At 58.0% G+C, this 3,968-nt stretch carries 4 protein-coding genes and 1 pseudogene; 3 read left to right on the top strand and 2 right to left on the bottom strand.

Annotated features, from left to right (window positions below; all coding sequences use genetic code 11):
- Entirely contained in the window at nucleotides 1-552 is a 552-nt protein-coding gene (locus tag K8V32_RS12055; RefSeq protein ID WP_303907772.1) for a GNAT family N-acetyltransferase, read from the bottom strand.
- A gap of 196 nt (nucleotides 553-748) precedes the next feature.
- Here K8V32_RS12055 and K8V32_RS12050 point away from each other — a divergent pair, with 196 nt between their 5' ends.
- From K8V32_RS12050 to K8V32_RS12040, 3 genes are read left to right on the top strand one after another with little or no spacing between them, the layout of a single operon-like run.
- Nucleotides 749-1,057 (top strand): metal-sensitive transcriptional regulator, encoded by a 309-nt coding sequence (locus K8V32_RS12050; RefSeq protein WP_303907769.1) that lies wholly within the window; start codon nucleotides 749-751, stop codon nucleotides 1,055-1,057.
- Nucleotides 1,058-1,074: 17 nt separating this feature from the next.
- On the top strand, nucleotides 1,075-1,290 hold the full coding sequence (locus tag K8V32_RS12045) for a heavy-metal-associated domain-containing protein (protein ID WP_303907766.1): 216 nt from the start codon (nucleotides 1,075-1,077) through the stop codon (nucleotides 1,288-1,290).
- Between the two features lie 28 nt (nucleotides 1,291-1,318).
- Nucleotides 1,319-3,565 (top strand): heavy metal translocating P-type ATPase, encoded by a 2,247-nt coding sequence (locus tag K8V32_RS12040; protein ID WP_303907763.1) that lies wholly within the window; start codon nucleotides 1,319-1,321, stop codon nucleotides 3,563-3,565.
- 98 nt (nucleotides 3,566-3,663) lie between these two features.
- Here K8V32_RS12040 and K8V32_RS12035 read toward each other — a convergent pair.
- A pseudogene (locus K8V32_RS12035) lies at nucleotides 3,664-3,968 on the bottom strand (cation diffusion facilitator family transporter); the annotation flags it as partial.

Below are 3,968 nucleotides of genomic sequence, written 5' to 3'. Positions count from 1 at the left end.
TTAGATGCCGTATGCCTTCGGCAATTCAACTTCACCGGTCGGGATGGTGGCGGTGTCATCCAGGATTCGGATTTGCAGTGCGGGCTTTTGGGTGGCCCACTGAGCGGTAATTCCTGCCTCAGCTGCCGGGGTGAACCCGAAGCGCGGGTAATAGTGTGGGTAACCGTATACCAGCACGAATGCTTCGCCGTCGTCCTTAGCAAGTTCTAGGACCGCATTAATGACTGCGGTTCCGGCGCCTTCGCCCTGGTGTTGCGGCAGTACACCGGTGGGAGCCAGCATGAGCCCGGGGTGTCCGCCGACGATGCAGCGGTGCGCCAGAGCGTGGGCGGCGGGTAGGGTTTCGAATTCAGAATCAGGAATCGCTGCGGTCATACCCAGCACCGAGTACCGCTGAATCCAGTGTTCTGGGTCGTGGCGTAGCTCATCGACCAGATCAGCTTCCGCAGTGGTTTCGAAAGCGGCCTCTAAAACCCGACGTATTCCTGCGTGATCATCCGCAGAATCTTCGTATTCGCTACGCGTCCGCCAGAGATGTCCTGTTCGTTGCACTCCGACTCCTTCACCATCGAAACTATGTGGCACAGACCACATTAGCGCAAAGATTCAGCAAATGAAGGACCATACCCGTCAGGGGTATCTGCGCTGAAGGTGAACCGCACTTCCAAAGATCGCATTCTGGCTTGACCCGATACCCATAGGGGGTATAAAAATAGGGGTGTTGAATAGCTCGAAGTGAGGAGCAATCATGACGACACAACAGGCAGACCACGAGGCCGTTGGCTACACGGACGATAAGGCGGCCTACCTCAAGCGCCTGGCACGCATTGAAGGCCAGGTGCGCGGTATCAAGCGCATGGTCGAAGACGACACCTACTGCATTGACGTGCTCACCCAGGTGTCCGCGGTCAATAAGGCACTGCACGCACTGAGCCTCGGGCTGGTCACCGATCACATGAACCATTGTGTCCACGATGCAGTGGCCTCCGGTGATCCCGAAGCCATCAAAGAAAAAGTTCAAGAAGTCTCGGCCACCGTCGGTCGTCTTCTGCGATAGATAGGAAGAGAATTCTCATGGCACAAACCACTCTGAAACTTGAAGGCCTCACCTGCCAGCACTGCGTCGGTTCGGTAACGTCCGAGCTCAAGGCACTGCCCGGCGTCACTGACGTCCAGATCGATCTTGTCAGTGACGGCGTCTCCACGGCCACCGTGACCTCGAACCCCACACCATCAGCCCAACAGTTTTCCGATGCGATAGCCGAAGCCGGCTATTCCATCGTTGAATAGCGCACTAGCACGTTGCTAAAGGATTTTTATGTCTACCGAAACGACCGAAACCCGCGAAGTTGAACTGGATATTTCCGGGATGTCCTGCGCGTCGTGCGTCGGGCGGGTTGAACGTCAACTAGAAAAGCTCGACGGCGTAGAAGCGTCGGTCAATTTACCTCTCAACCAGGCATTTCTGAAGGTTCCGGCTGGTTTAGAGGATCGTATCCTCATCGATGCGGTCTCGAAGGCTGGCTATGATGCCACCATTCACGGTGACGAACCAGAACAAACGGTTGAAACTACCGAAGACGAGGTCGAAGCACCAAAAGTCGACGACGCTCCCGGAGCCGCTGAGCTGAAGCCGCGACTCATCGGCAGCGCCATTGCCACAATCCCACTGTTTATCATTTCGATGTTCAGTGTCTTCCAGTTTCCACACTGGGGCTGGGTCGCCATGGTGTTGTCCTTGCCCGTAACATTCTGGGGCGGTTGGCCATTTCACCGTGGGGCAGTCAAGGCTGCCCGGCACGGCGGCTCAACCATGGATACCCTGGTGTCGATTGGGGTAACCGCAGCATGGGTCTACTCAACGGTTGAGCTATTTCTGGATCCAACCATGACCCTGCATGCAGGCAGCCACGACCATTCGCTGTACTATGAAACCGCCGGCGTGGTCACTACTTTCCTGCTGCTTGGCCGCTACCTGGAGGCGCGCGCGAAAAACCGTGCAAGTCAAGCACTCCGATCATTATTGAACCTGGCAGCCTCAAAAGCCACGGTGCTGCGCGACGGGCAAGAAGTCGTCGTCGATGCATCCACACTGCAAGTGGGCGATGAATTCGTGGTACGCCCGGGTGAGAAGATCGCAACCGACGGGTTCGTCGTCTCTGGACACTCAGCAATCGACACATCGTTAATCACTGGCGAATCAGTTCCAGTCGAGGTCTCCGAAAACGACACGGTCACCGGTGCCACGATCAACACCTCTGGGCGGCTGGTGGTTCGTGCCACCCGCACCGGTTCCGACACCACATTGGCCCAGATGGGCAAACTCGTGACACGCGCGCAGTCCGAAAAGGCACCGATTGCTCGGCTGGCTGACCGCATCTCAGCGGTCTTCGTGCCGATCGTATTGGTCATCGCGCTGGTCACGCTGATCGCCTGGCTGATTTTCGGTGATCCGGCCACCGCATTCCGTGCAGCAGTCACCGTGTTGATCATTGCGTGCCCCTGTGCACTTGGATTGGCTACCCCCATCGGCCTACTGGCCGGTACGGGCCGGGCATCACAGATGGGTATTCTCATCAGCGGACCGCAAGTCCTGGAAGACTCTCGCGGCGTCGATACCGTTGTATTAGACAAGACCGGGACCGTGACCGAAGGTCAGATGGCGGTCTCAGATGTCATTGCATTTGATGGACACACCGCCGACGACGTTGTGGTTGCTGCAGCGGCCGTCGAACTCGGTTCGGAGCATCCTATCGCAGCGGCCATTGTCGAAGCCGGCAAGGCGGTGAACGAACTACCTGAGGTCACCGAGTTTTCCTCAACCGCCGGTGGCGGCGTCGTCGGGACCATCTGGCTGGCAACCGGTCAGCATCGAGTTGCAGCGGGACGTTCCTCGTTCATTGTCGAGCACACCGGTGCACTCAGCGCCGCTGACGAACACGCACTTGCCGATGCCGAAGCAGCCGGTGCAACCGCCGTCTGGGTTGCCATTGATGGGCAACTGGCCGGAATCGTGTCGTTACAAGATCAGATCAAAGATACCTCGGCGCAAGCGATCGCTGAGCTCAAGGACATGGGCATCACCCCGATGTTACTGACCGGGGACAACGAATCGGTTGCCCGCCAGGTCGCCGCCGAAGTTGGCATCAACCCAGACCACGTTTTTGCCGGAGTACGGCCAGAAGACAAAGTTGACAAGGTCAAAGAACTCCAGGCTGCCGGTAAAACCGTGGCGATGGCCGGTGACGGCGTCAACGATGCCCCAGCATTAGCCCAAGCCGATCTGGGAATCGCGATGGGGTCGGGCACCGATGTGGCACGCGAAGCAGCCGATATCACCGTCATGGGTTCCTCGTTGACTCAGGTCTCCCAGTCGCTGCAGTTATCTCGCAAGACGCTGCGCATTATCCGGACCAACCTGTTCTGGGCATTCGCCTACAACACGGCCGGAATTCCGATTGCGGCACTTGGCCTACTGAACCCCATGTTCGCCGGCGCTGCCATGGCAGCATCCTCCGTGCTCGTTGTACTCAACTCCCTGCGACTGACCCGCTTCGGGCGCTGAGGAATCCGCAACTCAATATCTGCCCCGCGCGGCGGTGGTGAGACGGTCCACGAAACGGGCCGCCACCACCGTCGTTGCATTTTCTAACACTGGTGCTCTTAGGTATCGAACCGCAAGGAAGCTTCATCACTGACCGACAGTGACAGGACCGCTTCTGCGATCTGTTCGTGCTGCTCAAGCGCATACTCAATACGGCGCAGGCGAGTCGCGACGTCGTCCTCAACAGCGTTTCCGACCAGGTCAACTTCAGCGACGAGGAACAACCGGACCGGGCCAACATATTCCAGATGCAGATATGTCACCCGTTCAATCTCAGGTTGGGCCAGGAGTCGTCGACCAACCTGGTTCCGTAATGACGCCGACGACGCCGCACCCACCAGAAAGTGGCGATTACGTTCGATCA

Origin of the sequence: Enteractinococcus helveticum (assembly GCF_020742345.1) — a bacterium.
GTDB classification, from domain to species: Bacteria; Actinomycetota; Actinomycetes; order Actinomycetales; family Micrococcaceae; genus Yaniella; species Yaniella helvetica_A.
This window is presented reverse-complemented; position numbering and strand designations above follow the sequence as displayed.

What these genes read in the sequence shown, in the direction of transcription:
- K8V32_RS12045 (WP_303907766.1), top strand. Translation starts at nt 1,075, where the DNA reads ATGGCACAAACCACTCTGAAACTTGAAGGCCTCACCTGCCAGCACTGC.
- K8V32_RS12050 (WP_303907769.1), top strand. Translation starts at nt 749, where the DNA reads ATGACGACACAACAGGCAGACCACGAGGCCGTTGGCTACACGGACGAT.
- K8V32_RS12040 (WP_303907763.1), top strand. Translation starts at nt 1,319, where the DNA reads ATGTCTACCGAAACGACCGAAACCCGCGAAGTTGAACTGGATATTTCC.